The sequence below is a fragment of the Mesorhizobium sp. LCM 4577 genome (assembly GCF_001854795.2).
Taxonomy (GTDB): domain Bacteria; phylum Pseudomonadota; class Alphaproteobacteria; order Rhizobiales; family Rhizobiaceae; genus Mesorhizobium; species Mesorhizobium plurifarium.
Genome location: NZ_MDDU01000004.1, coordinates 141,313 through 160,530, shown reverse-complemented (window position 1 = coordinate 160,530; position 19,218 = coordinate 141,313). Strand labels below are relative to the sequence as shown.

The window sequence follows — 19,218 nt, the reverse complement described above, 5'->3', positions numbered from 1 at the left end:
TGCGCCGGGACCTTGCCGGGAAATCCGGTGCGGAGCCTAATTCTTGACGATGGTGCGAAGCAGCGAGGTTTTGATGTGCCACCCCGGTTCGCCTTGCAGCGACAGGGCGGCTTCATAGAATTTCGCCATGGCCGGACACAGGCCCGGAAAGTCCGGGTTGGCGTTTGAGACGGCCTCCATCTCGGCCGGCGTGCCCCCGATCTTTTTGAAAATGTCAGCGACCAGCGACCAATCCTGATCGCTGGGCGCGACCGTCGGCAGGCCGCTTCTTTTGGCGGCGCCGTAGGCGCGGAACAGCGCGGCGCCGATCCTGTCCATGTCGGCCAGGAAATCGTGGCCGGGCGCGCTGATCGCGTCCGGCCCGTTGCGCAGGTAATTGTTGCAGGTGGCCGGCGTTTCGCGCGCCATGACATGATTGAGCATGTCGAGTTGCGCCGAAAGCACTTCCCAAGCATTGCTGTCGGGGGCCGTGGGCAGCAGCGGTGCATATCTGTGCCGGAGATCGGCGACCGCCTGCCTGCTGATATTGCGCACTTCTGTTTGGTTTCCAGCCTGGGCCGCGGCAGTGATCTTGCGCAGCATCGCATCGTAGTCGTCCGGAAATTCCCGGGCGATGGCCTCGAAGATTCCGAGATTCTGCTTCCGGATCTCGGCATCGATGTCGGCGGTGGTCAGCGTCCGGGGCGGCATCGCCATTGGCTGATGGTGGCGATGTCCGCCGCCGAACATCGTTGGCATCACGTTAGACCCAATGATGCTCACGGGGACGACCGCCACCACTTGCAGCCATTTCCAAGGTGACATCCGCCTGCGCTCCGACACCCTTCTCACTCCGCCCCGAGGCTCAGCGCCTTCTTGCGGTCGGCTTCCGCACGCTGATGGTTGCCCTTAGCCCCCCAGGCTCGGCTTCGCGCGTTGTAAAGGGCAGCAAACTTGGGATCGAGCTTGATAGCCTTGCTAAGATCGGCAATGGCTCCGTCATAATCCGCCGTGGTTGTTCTAATCACTCCTCTGCCAAAGTAGCCATAGACGTTATTGGGATCGAGGCTTAACGCCTTCTCGAAATCGCTATACGCGCCGGCGCCGTCGTGCTGGCCCATCCGTACGAGACCCCGATCGGCGTAGACCTTCGCTTCGGCGGGGGCCAGGCTGATCGCTTTGTCGTAATCAGCAAGAGCTCGGTCGTAGTCCCCCTTCAGGGTGAAGCTCTGAGCGCGGCCGTAATAGCTCGGCGCAAAGCCCGGATCGAGCGCGATCGCCTGTTCGAATTGCGCAATCGCACCGTCATAGTTGCCTTTGTCGTATAGGGCGTTGCCCCTCGTGAAGAATGACTGGGCGCTTTCTGAGCCGCGAGTTTGCGGCGCCTCGTCTGAGGCGGCCGTCTGCYGGTCGCTATGCCTCGCCATCCCGCCCGACGTCTTCGAGGCAAGAGCCTTTTTCTTGGCAGCCATCGCCAATTTACGACCTTGCCGGGCCATGTCGGATTTAGGATCGAGCCTGAGAGCCCGGTCGAGATCGGCGGCGGCGCGATCGAAGTCCCCGATAGAGTACCAGGTGCTGCCACGCCCGAAATAAAGCGGGGCAAAGTCCGGCTTCATTTCGATCGCACGGGTGTAATCGGCGATGGCTTTTTCCGGCTCGCGCTTCTTTGTCAGTATAAGAGCGCGGGCATAATAGGCTGTGATATAGGATGGATCGATCTCAAGCGCTCTGTTGACGTCCGCCAAGGCCCCGTCATAGTCGCCCTGTTGCATGCGCGCCCTGGCGCGCGCCGAATAGGTCGACGGTTCGTTTGGCGCGAGCGCCAGGGCGCGGCTGTACTCAGCTTCAGCGCGGTCGTATTTGCGCTTTGCGTAGAACGCGTCGCCGCGCTTCAACAGCGGCATAGCGGCCCGCAGGTCCGTGCCCTCCGCAGCGCCGGCCTCACCGCTTTCGCCTTTCGCCGCCACCGCCGCCTTGCGGGCGACGGCGTAGTCCCCATTGCCTGGATCGAGCTTGAGCGCCTGGTCGAAATCGGCGATCGCGCCGGAATAGTCCTTGCGGTCGGCGCGAGCCATACCGCGCGCGTAATAGCTGGCGTCGGCCTTGGGATCGATGCCGATCGCCACCGTATAGGCGGCGACCGCGCGTCCCGCGTCGCCCTTGGCGTGCCAGGCCATGCCTTTGCAGTAATGGGCGTCGCGCGCCTTCGGGTCGAGCGTGGCGGCCCGGTCGCAGTCGGCGAGGGCGCCATCGACATCGCCGGATGTCACCTTGGCGAGGCCGCGGCGAGAATAGGCAGGAGCGAAATTGGGGGCGAGTTGAATGACCCTGTCGAAATCGGCGATCGCCTGGCCGTAGTCGCGTGTGGCTGCTCTGGCCCTGCCGCGGCCGAAATAGCCGAAGCGGTTGTCGGGTTCGAGCGCGATCACCACGTCATAGGAGCCGACCGCCTTGTCGTATTTGCCCATGTCCAGCCAGGCATCGCCGCCGAGGATCGCTTGCAGCGCGCGCTGGTCTTTTGTCTCCATCGACTTTGCAGCCAGAGTGTCGTCCGTGGCCGACAAATTCGGATGTGTGGTTTGCGAAGCGGCGCCGGCCTGCTTCGACTGCTCCAGGTCTGGCGCCGGCGCAGCTTTGCCCTCATCGCCGGCAGGCTGCTCCTCACAGCTTCCCGACCGTGCGCGATCCAGTTCGACGGCCCGCCGGCAGTCCGCCGCCGCGCCGGCCTGGTCACCCTTGAGCGTCCTGGCGCGGCTGCGTCCCAGATAGGCGTCGGCATTCTTGGGATCGAGGCTGATCGCCTTGTCGAAATCGAGCAGCGCGCCGTCGACCCCGTATTTCACCAGACGCGCGCCTGCGCGTTCGACCAGTATCTTCGCGGCGGCCTGATCCTGGGCAGACTGGTCCGAAGTTCCCGTTGCCGGAACGGCTTTCTGGCCGGCCATGAGCGCGGCGCAGGCGCCGGCGCGTTTCGGGTCGAGTTCCACGGCGCGCCGGCAGTCGCTCGCGGCAAGGGCATTGTCGCCTTGCGAGGCCGCGGCGACCGCCCGGTCGTAATAGGCCTCGGCATTGTCGGGATCGAGTGAGATGGCATAGCCGAAGGAAGCGATCGCGCCGGGCACGTCGCCGGAGACCTGCTGCTTCAATGCATCCCGGATTTGCGCGGCAGCTTCTTTGGAACGGATCTGCCTGCCGGTGGCCTCCAACTGCTTGGCCAACGAGGCAAGATCCGTGTTGGACGCGGTCTCCGCGGCCACCGCTTCGCCGACATCCAGCCCCGCGTCGCAACTGCCAGTCTTCTTCGGATCGAGCGCGATGGCCTTGCGGCAGTCGGCCGCCGCGCCGGCAGCGTCGCCGCGCCGGGCTCGTATCAGCGAACGGGCGAACCAGGCTCCGGCATCGTTCGGATCAAGTGCGATCACCTGGCCGAAATCGGCAATGGCGCGTTCGTCGTTGCCTTTGCCCGCCCAGGCGACGGCTCGGTAGTAATAGCCGTCGACGTTTCCAGCATCGAGCTCGATCGCCTTGTTGGCGTCGGCGATCGCGCGAACCCACTCCTTCTTGTTGGCCCAGGCGGCGCCGCGTTTGGCATAGGCGTCGGCGCTCCTGGGGTCGATGCCCAGCGCAGTGTCGTAATCGGCAATAGCACGGTCGAATCCGCCCTTGGCGGCGTGGGCGATGCCGCGGTTGACCAAGGCGGTCACGTCCGTCGGATCGATCCGGATCGCCTCGTCATATGCGGCGATCGCCTTTTCCTGCTCGCCCGTCACGGCCAAGGCGGAGCCGAGTTCGGCATGCGCCCTGCCGTTTCCCGGATCAGCCTCGATCGCCTGCTGGAAGTCGAGGATGGCCGCGTCAACCTTACCCTTGCGCAGGAAGGCCGAGCCACGGCTGGAATATGCGTCGCTCGCGGACGGCTCGAGGCTGATCACGATGTTGAAGTCCGCGATCGCGCGGTCGTCGTCGCCCTTGTTGAACCAGTCGGTGCCGCGATTGAAGTAGGCCGAAGTCTGCTTGGGATCGAGCGCGATCACCTCGCCATAATCGGCGATCGCGCCATCCCAGTCTTGCTTGTCGTCCAAGGCCATGGCCCTGAAGAAATAAGCCTTGGCGCGCAAAGAGGATGCCCCCGTGACGTCCTCGGCAATCACGCTGCAAGCTGCAATGCGGCGGTCGGCTGCGGCTTTGGCATCACCGGCGCTTTTTTCATCSCCGAAACAGAGGGCAGGGTCCTTGACAGCAGCGAGCGCCGGTTCGCTCAGCCCGACAAGCACCAGCATCCCCGCCAGGACCATCAGCGGCCCACGCGAAACCTCACCAGCAAGCGCGCGCAAAAACGCGCCGATGCGGCATGACATTGTTGATCCTCCCCCCGGAGTTACCGCGGCTGCTGCCGCGGTCGCTTATATAGTTCTCTTTTTGTTCCTTAATGCAAGCAAAAATTGCAAGGGCTGAATTTATGCGCTTGGCTTGGTTGGACGGAAGGACAGAAAGGGCGGAGGATTGCAGCCTTTGCCGGACGACACCGGACCTGTCCCCTCACATATCGATGATCGACCGTCTCACCCGTCCGATGATGGTGATCGCGCCTTCGAGCTCCGGCGGCGGGATGTCGAGATAGGACGCCGGCTGGAAGGGCGGATTGTCATTGGGGCGGTAGCGCTTGTAGGTGGCGCGGCCGGTTTCGTCGGCGATCACGTAGCAGCCATTGGTCACCAGCCGCTTGTCGCGCAGATTGACGAAGATGATCGAATCCGGCGGCGAGATCTTGTTCATCGACGGACCGTCGACGCGCAGCGCGATCCATTCGCCTTCCTCGAGGTCGGCGGTGGGAATGGTCGGATAGTCGGAGAGGTTGACGACGCTGTCCTGGCTGCCGAGCTCGCCGGCGCTGATCCACGACACGATCGGCACGTCGACGGTGACGGGCGCTGAGGTGAGGCTGACCGGCGCCGCCTCCGCGCCGTCGGCATTGAACAGCAGCCAGCCGGGGTCGACGCCGAACAGCCGGCCGTATTTCTCGGCCGCTTTCCGCGACAGCGGCCGGTTGCCGTTCTCGTGGCTGATCAGCGTATTCTTGTTGATGTCGCGCAAGGCCCGCGCCGCATCGCTGGGCGAGGCATAGCCGGCCTGGGCGCGCGCCTGCTGCAATCTGTGCCGGGAATCCGTCATCGTACAAAATGCCTGAAAATAATCGTCCAAAGTGTACGATTTCGCTTGCGCGCCTTTCGTACATAACGTACGCTTAGCGCATGAATGAGCATCCCGCAAGCATTTCCGCACTGCCCGTGATTCCTGCGCCGCCCACGAGCCTCCCAGAGCTGACAGGCGGCATGAACGCGCGTCCCTCGACGCATCAATTCCAATCGTCCGGACTGTCCTCCTCCCCGGTCCGGGCGCATTCCGGGGCGCTCGCCCCGGATCCGGTCGAACCGCCCGCACCCCGGTTCACCGGAACGGCCGGAGCCGTTCCTCCCCCGGCTCCGGCCGCCAATTCGGGCATAAGCTGCATCCGCACCGAGGACGGCACCGTCATCCTGTTCGACAGGGTGACGGGCCGGGCGGTGTCCGGGCTCACCCGCACCGCCGCCGAGGCAGCGCTCCTTCGCTTGAACGCTCCAGGCGCCGCCTGACGTCAACACTTTTGCCGGCCTGATCACCAAACGGCCTCGCGGCCGAACCCTGGCGCTTGGCCTGAAGCCGGGCGCTTCGCCCCAAGCGCTTCGCAATCATTGGAATGAGACGATGGCAGCCGCCTACACCGAGAAGGAAATCGACGAGATCGCCGCCCTGCTGAAGGAGGGGCTGTCGGCCTCGCGCATCGCCGGCCGCTTCAGCGCGCTGCGCGGCGCTCCGGTCTCGCGCAACGCCATCATCGGCATCGTCCACCGCAACGCCGGCTTGAGCGCCATCGGCTTCGCCAACCCCAAAGGCGGCCGCGCCGGCGGCAGGCCGACGAAAGCCGCGCGGCCGAACCGACCAGGTCGGCGGGGTAGGGCGACGGCTGGAGGGATGACGCTTTCGGAGCCGGCGGCGCTCTCCAGATATGCCGAATTGGTGGAAGGCGCCAGCGCAGAAGCTGCCAATTTCCCCCCTTGCGGGGGAGATGTCCGGCAGGACAGAGGGGGGTGCTGTCCCGCCGACCTATCCGCTTATGACACCCTTACGCAAAAGGACACCGCCAAAGCCCGCACTACCACCACGCCCAAGAAACCCAAAGCCCGCAAACCCGCGCGCACCTTGCCTCCGGCCTGGCTCGCCCCAGGCGAGCGTCAGAAATCCGAAGCGCATCTCTACAAGCTCCCGGCGCCGCCGCCCGCGAAAAACCCCGGCCGCCAGCCGCATGTCGCGGCGATGCGCTTCCTCGACTGTCTGTTCGGCCGCTGTCGCGCGCCGCTCGATCTCGCGCTGCGCGAAGGTGTGGAAGACGATCCCGTCGGCGCGCACCTGGGGCCGGACATGCTCTGCTGCGGCCTGCCGACATCGGCCACGCGCTCCTACTGCGCGCATCACCATGCAAGATTCCACGGCCATCGTAGAGGGTGATCGCGAATAGGGGCAAACGACACCGCTAATCTCCCCAACCGGGAGATCATTCTCTTCCTCGCCTCCTGCCAACCGCCAACGTTGAAAGGGAGAGCCGGCGCCGAAACCGCCAATCTCCCTCGCTCGGGGGAGATGCCCGGCAGGGCAGAAGGGCGCTGTCCCGCCGACCTCTCCAATTACCCACTCGCAAAGGATCACCCATGCCCCGCAAAGCCGCCAAGAGACCGCAGCCGCCAAAGCTTCCCAAGGGCGAGGCCGAGCAGGTGCGCATCCGCCGCGAGGTCGGCCATGACTTTGCGCTGAAGCAGGACGCCTTCGGCCGCCAGCGCCTCACCACTGGTACGGCCGAGGCGCGCCGCGTCTACGAGGTGTCGAACGGCGGCTACACCTCCACCGGCGGCATCGTGCGCCTGCGCAATGTCGACCCGCTCACCGGCATCACCTCGCTCAGCCGCCAGCAGCGCGAGGCCGGAGGACGCTTTCGCGACGATTTCGAGCGCAGCCAGCGCGAAGGCCTGCAGCCGCAATCCTGGAGCGAGCGGGTCGACAGTGGCCGGGTGGGCGGCGGCGTCCCCGACCGCGTGCTCTCAGCCGGCCGAGCGCATGCCCACGCGGTGGCCGCGCTCGCCCATTGGGAGGTGGCGGAGATGGTACGCAAGATTTGCCTCGAAGGCCAGTCGGTGAAGGCGGTCGCCGAGCGCAGCGGCGAGGGGAGGGATGTGGTGGTTAAGCTGCTGAAGGTCGGGCTGGATCTGCTGGCGGTACATTATGGTATGATGGGGAGGCGGACGGGGTGAATATTTAGATTGCTCGTTGATTGCAGGATAACCGTAAGCCGAGACGGTAGAGGGCGAATTGACACAGCATGTGTATTTGGCTGTGGTCTGGAATTTCTCAGCGAAACGCAATGAGCATCCAATGAAATACCCCGATGGAACCCTTGCTCGACTTGGCGACAAAATCCTTGTCTGGGAAGGGAACGAAGGCGTTGTGGTCTGCTCCATGGATACCGACGAATATTCCGAGGAGTACCCCAGGGAAGTCCTTGGCTATCTGGAACAGGGATTATGGTCACGTCCGAAAAGGCGGGGCTGATCCATTATGTGGAGCCTGAGGAGGAGATGCGGTTGTTGGAGAGAGGGGCCGGCGAACATCAGGCCGTTTGGCATCTGGAATGGTACGATCGCCAAACCGAACGTCTTGCAGGCGACGAGGAGCTTCAGGGCCTCGCTGACGCGAATGTCAGGCGCGTTCTTGACAGGCCGGCTTCGGACGATCTGGACGGAATGTTTGAATTGAACGCCGGCCTTTCGGAAAGACTCATCGGCGTCGTTGAAATCAAAACTAGCTTTGACTTCGATCGCTATGATTATTTCCTCGGAAAGGTGTCGAAGGCGTTGCCATGATCAGGCAGTCCTTGGCCTATCTCACGGTTGTCCTTGTATCGTTCGTGATCGTGCTGCTCGCCTTCGGACAGGCGATCATGCTTGCTTGGCTGTCTCAGCGCCCGGAGCCAGCCGGAACTAGCATCGCCGCAATTCCGCTTTTGGCTGTTCTTTTCGGTGGGCTGATCGCACCAGTGGTTGAGATCGCGGCTGTCGTGCGTTGGGTTCGTCAGCAGAGTCATGAGCATCGCTGAGCCGCGCAAAGTATCAAATCGCAGAGGTCCGGCGCCGCCCCTCATCCRCCTGCCGGCACCTTCTCCCCGTATAGTGACGTGCGTGCTTTGCGTGACACCGTTTCAGGGGCCTCAAGCGCCTTTCTTTAGCGGCTTCGGTTCGCCGTCAGGCGCGTTCTCCCACCCGAACACGCTCCGCCCGCCCAGCAGATGCGACTGGTCCATCTCGCCCGCCACGATCTCCTTCAAGCTCGGCCCCGTCACATAGCGCTCCATGCGCCGTGACTCGCCGTCCAGCCGCCTCAATGCCTCCAACTCTTCACCTCGCCCGAGCTTTGCCTTCCCCACCGCCGATTTCAGCACTGAGATCGTCTCGTCATAGACCTTCAGCGGCACGGGGAAGGGGTGGCGGTCCTTGCCGCCGTGGGCTAGCGAGAAGCGAGCCGGGTCGGAGAAGCGGTAGGGCGCGCCGTGCACCACTTCCGAGAGCATGGCCAGCGCCCGCACCGTGCGCGGGCCGACGCCGGGGACCAACAGCAACTCGGGAAAATCCTTCGGGCCGCTTTCGATGGCCGAGGCGATGTTGCCGTGCAGTCGGCGCATGACGATGTCTGACTCGCGCACGTCGTGATGTGCGGGCATGACGAGGTTGGGCAGCAGCGGCTGCGCGGCAGGTTCGGGTTCGGGTTGCGGCTCCAGCAGGGCAAGCTCGGTGAGGATCTTTTCCGGGCTCATCGTCTTCAGAAGCTCGACCTGGCCGCCGCGGGCCTTTTCGGCGCGCCGGTCGGTGAGGTTGACGATCTCGCCTTGCGTCTCGCCCTCGATCGCCGCATGCGGCTGGTCGACGAAGCTCGTCAGCCCCTCCGACAGCCAATGGTAGCGGCGCGCCTGGCGGGCGTCGCCGTTCATGCCTTGCTGCACCACCACCCAGCGCCCGTCATCGGCGACGATGGAGCCGTGCAGGTAGAGATCGTAGCCGTCCTGCAGGGCTGCGCTGTCGACCTTGGCGACGAGCCGGCTGGCGGTGGCCAAAGCATCGCCGTCGAGGCCGACGCGGTCGCCGATAGCCAGCAATTCGCCCGGCGTCTTGCGCGAATGCGCGCCTCGTCCGCCGCAGACATGGATGCCGAGCTCGTTGCTGAGCGGGTTCAGCCCGCGCTTCAGCGCGCCGATGACCGAGGTGGTGATGCCGGACGAATGCCAGTCCATGCCCATCACGGCGCCGAAGGACTGGAACCAGAAGGGATGCGCAAGGCGCCGCAAAAGCTCGTCGCGGCCGTAATGGTGGATGATGGCTTCGCAGAGCACCGCGCCGAGCTTCGTCATGCGCTCGCCCAGCCATTTCGGGACCCGCCCGCCATGCAGCGGCAGGTCGGCGCTGCCGCTTCGCTGCGTCACCTTTTTGTTCTCCTCAGGATTGGCGACTTAGATGGCATTTCGGGTGGGATTTGCAAGGCACACGAACCGCTGATCTCCCCCTCGTGGGGAAGATGCCCGGCAGGCAGAGGGGCGCTGTTCTGCCAGCGCCTCAGCCGCCCCTGCTGCTACCTGCGCCCGTAGAGCCGGTGATGATGCCGGTGGTGGTAGTAATGCCTGTGGTGGTACCGGTGGTGATAGTAATAATATCTGTGGTACCGGTGCGGGTAGCCGACGACATAGCCGGGATAATAGTCGTCGTAGTAATCGTCGTAATACGGGCCGCCRCCATAGTATGGACCGCCGTAGTACGGCAAATAGCCGCCGAAGGGCGCGAAGCCGAAGCCGAAGAACACATGCGAATGCGCGTCAGCCGGCGCGACCGTGGCCGCCGCCGTCGTGATGGCGATTGCAGATGCAAGCAGAAGCTTTTTCATGGCAACCTCCTCCTGAAGGTTCACATTGACAACGCTTTACAAGCCGAAAAGCTGCCAAGTGGCTGTTGGCCTCGCGCGAAAATTACCGGGATGTGAAGTCGCGCCGGCCTCTCGCCGGCGGATGCCGCTAGTTGCAGACGCGCACCTCGCGCGTGAACCTGCGGTCATGGCTGCCGGTTCTCACCGCTTCGATCCGACAATGGCGGCGGGCGTGCACGACGTTCGGCGGGGCGACATAGCTGCTGCCATCGTTGCCGTAGGCCGGGCCGTAACCGGGCCCCTCATCAAGATATGAGCCGCCCCAATAGGAGCCGTAGACCGGGGCTTGGTTGTAGCTGTCGTAAAAATCGCCGAAGGGGCCGTAGTCGAAGTAACTGCCGCCAAGGAATACGTTGCCAGCATTCGCTGGCGCGGCAATGGCAACTGCCGAGGCGAGGGCGATTACCGAGGCAAACAGCAACTTTTTCATGGTAACCTCCTGAAGGTTCATCCATGATAACGTGCGGCGCGCCGAAAAAATTGCGCCGCCACGCACAATCAGCAACATTTGAAGGCTTCGTGAGCGCTCGAAGCGGTCCGCGCACATGCCGCACGATAGCGCGGAGCGAGCGAAAGCCGTTCCGCGCTATTCAACCTGGACGACTTAGTAGCCGCCGTAGCCGTTACCGCACACGCGCACTTCTTCCACCACGCGGTGGTGGTGGCGCCAGTGGGTCACCAGTTCGGTGCGGCAATGATGGCGGCGGTGATGATAGCGCACCACGTAGTCGCCATTGTCGTAGTCGTCATTGTAGACATGGCGATAATAGCGGTGACGATAGTATCCGCCATAGTCGTTGTAATAGCCGTCATCATAGCCCGGACCGACGCCGATGCCGAGTTGCACGCTGGCCGCGCTGGCCGGCGCGATCGCGAACGCCGAGGCGATGGCGATCATCGAAGCAAGCAGAAGCTTTTTCATCGCTGCCTCCTTGAGGTTCAAGAACGCCCCTTCGACAAAACAACGGTTTCGGGCAATTCGTGTTCCGAAAACCGTCAACTTGCCACCCTTGGACAAGGCACATGCCAGGGCGCCAGACATCTGATCTGGCGCTGCTCGTTCCCCGTAAGGCGATGGCCCCGAATATTATTAGTGCATCTGCAACCGACCAGCCCTCTGCGCGTTGCACGCCGGCGAAATATCTCTGATCATTGCCAGGCAGCAGGGAGGCTCGATGGTGGCGGCCAGTCATCGGAATGGGGTAACGGAGCCGCGGCTGGCGAGCTTGCTCGCCGCTTCCAGGGGGCATCCGCGCACGGCGCTGCCGACCGTCGCGAGCGTCGTTACCGCGGTCGCCGCGCTCTATTTCGGGCGCGAGGTGTTCCTGCCGATCGCCGTTGCGCTGCTCCTGACCTTCGCCATCGCCCCTGTCGTGTCCTGGCTGAAGCGCCTCGGCATCCCGCGCATCGCGGCGGTCATCGCCAGCGTCGCCGGCGCATTTGCCGCGCTGTCGCTGTTCTCCTTCGTCATCGCCACTCAGGTCAGTGATCTCGCGCAGAACATCCCCGTCTATCAGATAAACATCCTGACCAAGGTTCGCGCGCTCAAGGAAAACGGCCTCGGCGGCGGCATCATCTCGCGCCTGAGTGGCGTCATCGAGCGGGTGGGCCAGGAGATCGATCGCCAGGAGCCGCAATTGCCTTCGGCCGCCGAGGCGCCGAAGCGCGATCCGATCCCGGTCGAGGTCGTTTCGCATGAAAAGCCGCTCGAAGTGCTGCAGAACCTTGTCGGCCCGCTGATCAGCCCGCTCAGTTCCGCCGGCCTCGTCGTCATCGTCGTCATCTTCATGCTGATGGAGCGCGAGGACCTGCGCGACCGCTTCATCCGGCTGGTCGGCTATGGCGATCTCCACCGCACCACGCAGGCACTCCAGGATGCCGGCAAACGCGTCGGCCAGTATCTGCTGATGCAGTTGGTGGTGAACGCTATCTATGCCGTGCCCATCACCATAGGGCTCTGGGTGCTGGGCATCCCCAACGCGCTGCTCTGGGGCCTCCTGGCGCTGGCGCTGCGCTTTGTTCCCTATATCGGGCCGATCGTCGGCGCGCTGCTGCCGCTGTTCCTCGCTTTGGCGGTGGCGCCGGGCTGGTCGCTGCTCTTGTGGACAGTCGCACTGTTCGTCGTCGTGGAGCTCATCACCGGCAATGTCATCGAACCTTGGCTCTATGGCTCGCATACCGGGCTCTCGCCTTTGGCCATCATCGTGGCGGCGATCTTCTGGACCTGGCTGTGGGGGCCGATTGGCCTGGTGCTTTCGACGCCGCTCACAGTCTGCCTGGTGGTGCTCGGTCGACACGTGCCGCAATTCGAATTCCTCGATGTGCTGTTCGGCAATGAGCCTGTGCTGGAGCCACATGCAAGGCTCTACCAGCGGCTGCTGGCCGGCGATCCGGAAGAGGCCACCGACCACGCCGAGGAGATGCTGGAAGACAAGTATCTGTTCGAATTCTACAGCAAGGTGGBGATCCCGGCTCTGCTGCTTGGCGAGCAGGACCGCGAGCGCGGCGTCATGGATGCGGAGCAGCGCAGGCAGGTCGCCGACAGTGCTATGACGCTCGTCGCCAACCTTGACGATAGCGCCCAGCAGGAAGCCGAGGAGGAAGAGGATCAGGAGGCCGCCAAGGCGGAGGAAGGCAAAGCTTCCGAAAAGACCGCTGTCGAAAAGACGCCGGACGACAAGTCCGGCGAAGCCGACGAGGAGGAAGTCGATCTGCCGGACGGTTCAGGCATTGCCGTGCTTTGCGCCGGCGGCCGCGGCGAGCTCGACGATGCCGCCGCCGCCATGCTGGCGCAGGTGCTCGAGGTGCAGGGCGCTGAAGCGAGCCGCGCAAGCTTCGCCGACCTCGAAGCCTCGGCGATCCGCCATCTTGATCTCGCGGCCGTCGACTGCGTCGTCATCGGCTTCCTCAACCGTCAGTCCACCAAGCACGGCCGCTTCATGGTGCGCAGGTTGAAGCGCATCAAGCCGAAGCTGCGCGTCGGCATCGTGCTCTGGTCGGAGGTCGGCAATGACGACGCCGAGCGGGCGGCAGAGCTCGCCGCCACCATGAACGCGGACTTCGCCGCCTTCGGCATGGTCGAGGCGGTGACTGGGGCGCTGTCCAAAAGGGCCGCCGTCACGCTGAAACCAGCCCACCGCCGCCGTCAGCCGGCGCGCCGAAAGCAGTTGCAAGCCGCGGAGTGAAGGCGGGGGCGCCAGCCAGTCGGCAGACGGTGCAGAAGAAAATTCGCCAGGCCTACCCCGATCCCGAAAGCCACAGGCCCGCGGGATTAAGACCTGATCCCCGACCGGGGCCAGCGGGAAGATACCGACAATCTGTTCGGAGCAAGACAGATGCCCGTCCCGAAGCGGGACCGGATATTCAACTGCCCGGCGAACGCCTCGGTCATCGCAACCCGTCGCCGCTTTGCATGCCATTGTCGCATCGTCACGTGCAGCCGCTGCCGTCATCGGCTATGCGTCGTCAGCCAATTCCAGCGAACCCAGGAGCATGCGATGACCAGWCCCACCATTCTCAAATTCGGCCCCGTCGAACATGCCGATGCCGGCGACCTGCCTGGTTGGGTCGTGGTCGAGGGGTCCCCCACCATGCAGACTGCCGTCCAGCACACCACCGAGGACGGCAAGGTGATGTCCGGCACCTGGCGCGCCTCGCCCGGCACCTACCACGCCACCTACACCGACTATGAATTCGTCCACATGATCGCCGGCCGCATCATCATCACGCCCGACGGCGGCGAGCCGGTCGAGGTCGGCCCCGGCGATGCTTTCGTGGTCGAGGCTGACTTCAAGGGCACCTGGAAAATCCTCGAGCCGGTGACCAAGCATTTCGTCGTTGTGGTGGGGTGAGGGCGCGGCGCCCTTATCTCCCCCACAAGGGAGGAGACAGGAGGCACCCTACCGTCCCACCTTCGAAATCACCCTCTCCTCCATCTCCGGCTCCAGCGATTCCGCGAAGGGCGTCGCCATATGGTGCTGGTCGCGGAAGGCGAGCTTGCCGTCGATGAAGACGTGGCAAATGGTGGCGCTGCAGAAGCGGTCGGTGAGGTCGACGTAAGCTGCGTTGGGGATGCTGTCGACGATGTCGCGCTCCGCCGCCGCCATGGTATCGTTGGCGGCATAGGCCCGCGTCTGGTCGCAGCGCGAGGGCGTTTCATTCCGCCAAAGCGCCCGCGCCACGCAGGTGTCGACATTGGCGTTGTTGAACGGCACGTCGCGGATGAAGGCGACCTTGAGGCCGGCCTGGCTCAGGCTGGTGAGCGTCGAGCGCAGGCCGGCCCGCCAGTCGGCGTCCTGGCTGTCCGTGTCGCCTGCGCGGCCCGCCATCTTGCGCCCGCTGGTCAGCGCCAACTCCGAGATGACCACCAGCGCAGGTTTCGCCTGGATGATCCCGGCGATCGCCTGTTCGCGCCAGCGGTCGCATTCCGCATAGGGGCGCTTGAGCTCGGACGACCAGACGCTGATGCGCGAGGCGCGGCAGGAATTCTTCAGCCAGGTCACCACCCGGTAGCCGTTTTTGCGGCCCGCTTCGATTAGCGGCGTCGACCAATGGTCTGCGTGGGAGTCGCCGAAGAGCGCGATGACACGATGGCCATCGCCGAATACGCAAGGCCTCGGCGTCACCGTCTCGTAGTCCTGCACGCAGCCGGCTTTGGCGCGGGCCGTGGAAGGTTCGGCGGCGCTCGCGGCGATGACGCGCTGTTCCGCATCGAGGTTGTGCACGGCGAGCCTCGCATTGCCATAGGCGGCTGCGACGCCGGTGCCGGTCAGGAGGAGGGCCGGCACCAGCGCCCGCGCCGCATTGGCCATCAGCCAGCCGTTGCGACGGATAGGATTCTCGATGAGGTGGTAGCTGATGGCAGCTAGCGCCAGCGTCAGCGCAAGGCAGGAGAGCCGCTCGGCGGGCGTCAGTTCCGGCGCCAGCATGCCGGCATAGACGATGACCGGCCAATGCCAGAGATAGAGCGAATAGGAGAGCCTGCCGATCCACTGCAAAGGTGGCAGCGCCAGGGCGGCTTTCACCCAATTCCGTCCGGAATTGTGTGAATGAGGAGTGCCGTCCCTGGCGCCGGCCGCTCCCGCCTTGAGCAGAAGAACTGTGCCGGCCACCGGCAGAAGCGCCAGAAAGCCGGGGAAGGGAGCGTCCTCGCTGAAGGTGAGATAAGCGACCCCGATCATCGTCAGGCCGGCCAGGCTTAACGCCCGCCCCAGCAGCAGGCGCTCCTGCAATAGCCGCGCCGGCACCATCGATGCGAGGCCGCCGGCGGCAAATTCCCATGCGCGCAGCGGCGAAAAGTAGAAGGCCCAGGGCTGCGAGACGCTCGTCAGCCAGGCGCAGAGGATGAAGGAAACGAGGCCAACAATGCCGATGGCAACAATGATGGCGCGCTTGCCTGGTTTCATCCACGCGGCCAGCATCAGCAGCGCCGGCCAGGCAAGATAGAATTGCTCCTCGACCGACAGCGACCAGTAGTGGATGAACGGGTTGCTCGTGGCGTCATTGGCGAAATAGTCGAACGACCAGCGGATCAGCCACAGATTGATCATATAGGCCGAGGCGAACATCGCGCCCTTGGAATAGAGCGCCTGCTCCTCCGGCGACAGGATGATCGCGCCCGCGGCAAGCGTTGCGGCGATGACGAAAAGTGCCGCCGGCAACAGGCGCCGCGCGCGCCGGGCATAGAAACGCAACAGATCAAGTCGGCCGGTGTCGGAGATCTCGGCGACCAGATGGCGGGTGATCAGATAACCCGAGATGACGAAGAAGATGTCGACCCCCGCAAAGCCGCCGGGCAGCGCGGTCAGGCCGAAGTGGAAAGCGATGACGCCCGCCACGGCCAGCGCCCGCAACCCTTCGATATCGGGCCGGAAATCCTGCGCTGATGCTGACACGAATACGAACCTCGCAATAGTCGTTCGTATCCCGCCTGCGGTAAAGCCTCGGCCCTTTGGGACGATATCGCAATGCAACAAATCTAACGCGGTGCAACATAAGGGGAGGTAGCGCCATATCTCCCCTTTGTGGGCGAGAAAGCGATTTCAACACCTTAGCGAAGCTTGAGTGTCAGAAATGCAAAAGAGGGGAAAAGCGTCGACGAGGAAAGTTAGCGCTTTACAAGAAAGCAGCGGCGGCGCCTTACGAAATCCCCTCTCTTGCATTTTCCAAGCACTTGCTCGGGGACAAGCCGCTCGCAAATGCAATGCTAGATAGCCCATCGCAGAGCCTCGGCCCGCTATCAGGCCTTCTTCAGGAACTCCGTCTTCAGCACCAGACCCTTGACCTGCTTGGTGTTGCATTCGATCTCGCCGGGATTGCCGTTTAGCCGGATGTTCTTCACCAGCGTGCCGCGCTTGATCGTTTCCGATGTGCCCTTGACCTTGAGGTCCTTGATGAGGGTCACGGAGTCGCCATCCTTCAGCGGCGTGCCGTTGCTGTCTTTTACGATAGGGTCGGTCATGGCGGGTCTTTTATTGGTTGGATGGCCTGCCCGCGTATCGCGCCGACCACGGCCTGGTCAAGCGGGCTGGAAATCTTGGGGGAGGCTCACTGCCCAAGCATCACCTCGGCCTCGATCTCGACCGGGAAATTCAAAGGGAGGGCGGCGACGCCGATGGCCGTGCGGGCATGGCGGCCGATTTCCGGTCCGAAGACTTCGAGGATGAGGTCCGAAAAGCCGTTCATCACCGCCGGCGTTTCGGTGAAGCGCAAAGCCGAATTGACCATGCCGTGCACGCGGCACCAGCCGGTGATCCGGTCAAGGCTGCCGAGCTCGCGTTTCAGGCTGCCGAGCATCGACAGTCCTACCTTGCGGGCCGATGCCCGCGCTTCTTCCAGCGACACGCTCTCGCCGACGGCGCCGAACGGCCCGGCGAGCGAGCCATCCGGTTCCTGCGGTCCGTGGCCGGAGATATAGGCGCGGTCGCCGCGCACGTTCACCCAGGGAAAGGGAAGCTCCATGCGCGGCGGCAGTTTCAGCGGCGGCGGCAGCACGATGCCGAGCGCGGCAAGCTTCTCGTCGGCACCCGGCATGGCATGGTCCTTCTCGCACAGCGCCATTGCGGCACCGAGGCCGAGCTTTCCGGTTCGCGGGGCGTTCGTCAAGAATGGCTTTTGCTCTGAAGAAGAATGATCGGGGGAGTGGTTGGCTGGAAGCCTAAAGCAGGTCGCGTGAAAAAGGATCACGCGACCTGCTTTAAGTTTTTGATTTTAAGCATGTCTCTGTCCCGAAACCGGGCCCGCTTTCGGGAGACATGCTTTAGCCCGCGCGGACCGTGGTCCTGCGATCCGCGCGGGCGGGCGCCGCCCCGCCGGCGGCGCCAACCCCCAGCCCTCAGGCTGGCCGGGGCGGCTGTTGGTCCGGCCGTCCGGCCGCTGCTTCTCCCTCGCCGATCCGGGATGGTGAACCGGCTATGGGTCCCCCAGAATGGCTACCTTTTGTCTTACGCGGCTCCGGACCAAAACCGCCGCGCACGGCTTCCGGGATTGGTTTAGAAATGAAGGTCCAGCGGCTGCGGATAGGCTTGGCCTGGTTCGGCGTCCTTCGACTGCAGGCCCGCCGAAGGCACGATGCCGCCAGTGGCCGTCTGATCGAGCAGCGGCCGGCTCTTCTCAGTGCCGGTCTTTGCCTCGGTCGGGGGAATTTTCGTTTTGGCTTCGGCGGTTTGCGACAACGCAAGCGCCATAACAAGCGCKGATAAAATGAGTTTCATGACAGCTCCCCTGTATTCATCCCGAAACGACCGTAGCGCTGCCTGTCCGCCCGCAAAGATCGCGTGCGCGGAACATCGTGGAATTCTCTGGAATTCCAGGAACATTAGCATATGGAAGTAGGATAAATGGAATGGAGGCCATTTGCCGGCATGCTAACCGGGATCATTGGAGAAGCTCGGTGATTCCAGCCGGAACGCCGAAGACTTAGGCGGCGAAAACATCGGGGCTAAGTGCATGGCGCAGCACATCGCGCAAAAACTGAGGCTGACGTCGGCCTTGCTGGGAACGGTGACCCGCAAGGATCTGGCGGCGGCGTTCCGCGCCGTCAATCCGAACACCGCGTTCGATCTCGGCCGCGCCGACAAATGGCTGCAGGGCCGGGCGCGCCCGCGCCAGATCAGCGTCTACGACGACTGGGCGAGGTTGCTTGAGCTGGAACAGCCCGGCGCCTGGATCGCCGAGAGCGAGCTGCCGGCCTTCATCGCCGCGATCGTGGCCCGCCACGGCATCGACAGTGCCGAACTGGAGCGCCGCGCCGGCATGCAGTTCGATGCATCCGGGCATGATGAGCGTAGCCTCGGCTCCGGGCTTGCCGGGGCCTATGCCTGTTATTCGCGCGCCTGGTCGCCCTATTACCGCGGCCGGATGATCAAGGGCCGCCTGTCGATCGAAGCGGGGCCGGGCGCGCATGGGCTGACGGCCACCTATGGCGAGACCTTGCCGACCGGACATTTGCAACTCGTCGGCCCGGTGATGCCAGCGAAGCGCGGCCTCTATCTGCATCTCAAGGATGTCGGCGGCGACACGCAGTTCTTCCTATGCCTGTTCCCGCAGACACAGCCGGTCAGTGTGCTCGGCGGCTATATGTGCGGCTCCGCCGTCATCGGCCCCGAAGCGCAGCCCTCGCTGACCCGGATCCTGCTGGTGCGGCTGCGCGATGCGGCATCAGGTGCCGGAACATGGGGCGGGTACCTGCCGCCCGGCGGTTCGATCGCTGCAGACCTGGCGAGCCTCGGGATCGACCTGGAACATCCGGAAGCGGTCGATCGCCAGCTTGACAAATTCCTCGACGCCTACAGCGACGACGGCGCCATCCAGATCCCGCCGGCCGAATTCCGCGCCGTCCTCGAGCTGTTCGACCGCCACTGGCTGCAGCACGCCGGTTAACCACCGCACTGACCGGGGCCGTGCCGGATGTTGCTTGCCAGCTACGATCCGAATGCTTTCGGGTTGCAGTCAGCCTTCATCGCACGCCAAACGCAAATATTCTTTGACGGGATTGAGCTCGCGCTGCGTGTTGCGGGCGCGAAACTGGGGCAAGAGGGGTTATCCAGAGGAAGACTTACCGGAAGCCGGTGCTGTCGAAGCGCGAGAAGCTGTCGGGCGTCGTGGCAATCCGGGTCTCAGGCCCGGTCTGACGCTCTAAGCGCGTCGCAATCTTTCAGATTCGCTTCATGCGCTTCAGGT

18 protein-coding genes are annotated in these 19,218 nt (G+C 64.0%); 7 read left to right on the top strand and 11 right to left on the bottom strand.

Annotation, left to right across the window (positions count from 1 at the left end):
• Positions 1-36 precede the first annotated feature (36 nt).
• The 3 genes from LCM4577_RS09235 to LCM4577_RS09225 form a co-directional block, all read right to left on the bottom strand.
• Positions 37-804: a hypothetical protein gene (locus LCM4577_RS09235; protein ID WP_071030864.1), complete on the bottom strand. Its 768-nt coding sequence runs from the start codon at positions 802-804 to the stop codon at positions 37-39.
• Between the two features lie 23 nt (positions 805-827).
• A complete protein-coding gene (locus LCM4577_RS09230) occupies positions 828-4,340 on the bottom strand; it encodes a tetratricopeptide repeat protein (RefSeq protein ID WP_244508262.1) in 3,513 nt (1,170 codons plus the stop codon).
• Between the two features lie 181 nt (positions 4,341-4,521).
• Positions 4,522-5,154 (bottom strand): LexA family transcriptional regulator, encoded by a 633-nt coding sequence (locus LCM4577_RS09225; protein WP_041009417.1) that lies wholly within the window; start codon positions 5,152-5,154, stop codon positions 4,522-4,524.
• Positions 5,155-5,727: 573 nt separating this feature from the next.
• Here LCM4577_RS09225 and LCM4577_RS09220 point away from each other — a divergent pair.
• The 4 genes from LCM4577_RS09220 to LCM4577_RS09205 all read left to right on the top strand — a co-directional run bounded on the left by LCM4577_RS09220 (position 5,728) and on the right by LCM4577_RS09205 (position 8,167).
• On the top strand, positions 5,728-6,528 hold the full coding sequence (locus tag LCM4577_RS09220) for a GcrA family cell cycle regulator (protein ID WP_071030866.1): 801 nt from the start codon (positions 5,728-5,730) through the stop codon (positions 6,526-6,528).
• Between the two features lie 200 nt (positions 6,529-6,728).
• Complete coding sequence (locus LCM4577_RS09215) at positions 6,729-7,325, top strand: DUF6456 domain-containing protein (protein ID WP_071070859.1); 597 nt, start codon at positions 6,729-6,731, stop codon at positions 7,323-7,325.
• Between the two features lie 270 nt (positions 7,326-7,595).
• A complete protein-coding gene (locus LCM4577_RS09210; RefSeq protein WP_071070857.1) occupies positions 7,596-7,934 on the top strand; it encodes a hypothetical protein in 339 nt (112 codons plus the stop codon).
• A complete protein-coding gene (locus tag LCM4577_RS09205) occupies positions 7,931-8,167 on the top strand; it encodes a hypothetical protein (RefSeq protein ID WP_071030868.1) in 237 nt (78 codons plus the stop codon). The genes LCM4577_RS09210 and LCM4577_RS09205 overlap by 4 nt, the downstream gene beginning before the upstream one ends.
• A gap of 111 nt (positions 8,168-8,278) precedes the next feature.
• Here the strand turns inward: LCM4577_RS09205 and LCM4577_RS09200 are convergent, their stop codons facing one another.
• The 4 genes from LCM4577_RS09200 to LCM4577_RS09185 all read right to left on the bottom strand — a co-directional run bounded on the left by LCM4577_RS09200 (position 8,279) and on the right by LCM4577_RS09185 (position 10,960).
• Complete coding sequence (locus LCM4577_RS09200) at positions 8,279-9,544, bottom strand: DUF763 domain-containing protein (RefSeq protein ID WP_071070855.1); 1,266 nt, start codon at positions 9,542-9,544, stop codon at positions 8,279-8,281.
• Positions 9,545-9,690: 146 nt separating this feature from the next.
• Positions 9,691-9,999: a hypothetical protein gene (locus tag LCM4577_RS09195; protein WP_040980992.1), complete on the bottom strand. Its 309-nt coding sequence runs from the start codon at positions 9,997-9,999 to the stop codon at positions 9,691-9,693.
• Positions 10,000-10,126: 127 nt separating this feature from the next.
• On the bottom strand, positions 10,127-10,546 hold the full coding sequence (locus LCM4577_RS09190; RefSeq protein WP_131803218.1) for a hypothetical protein: 420 nt from the start codon (positions 10,544-10,546) through the stop codon (positions 10,127-10,129).
• Between the two features lie 96 nt (positions 10,547-10,642).
• The gene (locus LCM4577_RS09185; protein WP_071070851.1) at positions 10,643-10,960 is read right to left on the bottom strand and encodes a hypothetical protein; all 318 of its coding nucleotides are present in this window, start codon (positions 10,958-10,960) and stop codon (positions 10,643-10,645) included.
• A gap of 253 nt (positions 10,961-11,213) precedes the next feature.
• Between LCM4577_RS09185 and LCM4577_RS09180 the strand changes: the two genes are divergently transcribed.
• Both LCM4577_RS09180 and LCM4577_RS09175 read left to right on the top strand, forming a co-directional pair.
• Entirely contained in the window at positions 11,214-13,223 is a 2,010-nt protein-coding gene (locus tag LCM4577_RS09180; RefSeq protein ID WP_083354676.1) for an AI-2E family transporter, read from the top strand.
• Positions 13,224-13,535: 312 nt separating this feature from the next.
• On the top strand, positions 13,536-13,889 hold the full coding sequence (locus LCM4577_RS09175; protein WP_071070849.1) for a cupin domain-containing protein: 354 nt from the start codon (positions 13,536-13,538) through the stop codon (positions 13,887-13,889).
• Between the two features lie 48 nt (positions 13,890-13,937).
• Here the strand turns inward: LCM4577_RS09175 and LCM4577_RS09170 are convergent, their stop codons facing one another.
• From LCM4577_RS09170 to LCM4577_RS09155, 4 genes are all read right to left on the bottom strand, one after another.
• Positions 13,938-15,932: an acyltransferase family protein gene (locus tag LCM4577_RS09170; RefSeq protein WP_071070847.1), complete on the bottom strand. Its 1,995-nt coding sequence runs from the start codon at positions 15,930-15,932 to the stop codon at positions 13,938-13,940.
• A gap of 344 nt (positions 15,933-16,276) precedes the next feature.
• A complete protein-coding gene (locus LCM4577_RS09165; protein ID WP_040980560.1) occupies positions 16,277-16,498 on the bottom strand; it encodes an alkylphosphonate utilization protein in 222 nt (73 codons plus the stop codon).
• Between the two features lie 86 nt (positions 16,499-16,584).
• Positions 16,585-17,070 (bottom strand): RidA family protein, encoded by a 486-nt coding sequence (locus tag LCM4577_RS09160; protein ID WP_071070945.1) that lies wholly within the window; start codon positions 17,068-17,070, stop codon positions 16,585-16,587.
• Positions 17,071-17,528: 458 nt separating this feature from the next.
• Positions 17,529-17,750: a hypothetical protein gene (locus LCM4577_RS09155; RefSeq protein ID WP_040980562.1), complete on the bottom strand. Its 222-nt coding sequence runs from the start codon at positions 17,748-17,750 to the stop codon at positions 17,529-17,531.
• Between the two features lie 235 nt (positions 17,751-17,985).
• Here LCM4577_RS09155 and LCM4577_RS09150 point away from each other — a divergent pair, with 235 nt between their 5' ends.
• Positions 17,986-18,918, top strand: a complete 933-nt coding sequence (locus tag LCM4577_RS09150) for a hypothetical protein (RefSeq protein WP_041009426.1) — start codon at positions 17,986-17,988, stop codon at positions 18,916-18,918.
• Positions 18,919-19,218 lie beyond the last annotated feature (300 nt).